The sequence below is a fragment of the Lactobacillus sp. UMNPBX4 genome (assembly GCF_002554115.1).
Lineage (GTDB): Bacteria > Bacillota > Bacilli > Lactobacillales > Lactobacillaceae > Lactobacillus > Lactobacillus gallinarum.
Genome location: NZ_PCZF01000151.1, coordinates 1 through 335, shown reverse-complemented (window position 1 = coordinate 335; position 335 = coordinate 1). Strand labels below are relative to the sequence as shown.

Genomic DNA, 335 nt, shown 5'->3' with positions numbered 1-335 from the left:
GACTTGGGCTTTTTTAATTATTTATTCAACTTACCGTAAAAAATTATACACTTAGAACCCGCTTAGATTTAGAAGCTGGCTTCTTATCAGTAGCATCCTCTTTAGCTGGGGCTTCCTTAGCGCGACGTTCAATTGCATCTGCGTAATCTTGTACATTACCAATAATTAATTTAGCAACAGCCGGCTTAAAATATTTTCTTCTTCGCACAGTAATACTTGGTTGTTTACGTGTACGCACAAAGTTATAAATTTTAATCTTTAGTTTTTGTTGTAATTCTTTGGCGGATTGTAAAATCAAATTGAACACTTCGTTCAAATATTAAAAAAAGTCCATT

At 33.1% G+C, this 335-nt stretch carries 1 protein-coding gene; it reads right to left on the bottom strand.

Annotated elements, in window-relative coordinates; genetic code table 11:
* Nucleotides 1-43: 43 nt before the first annotated feature.
* Entirely contained in the window at nt 44-298 is a 255-nt protein-coding gene (locus tag CP355_RS10145) for a hypothetical protein (protein ID WP_233187046.1), read from the bottom strand.
* Between the last annotated feature and the right edge of the window lie 37 nt (nt 299-335).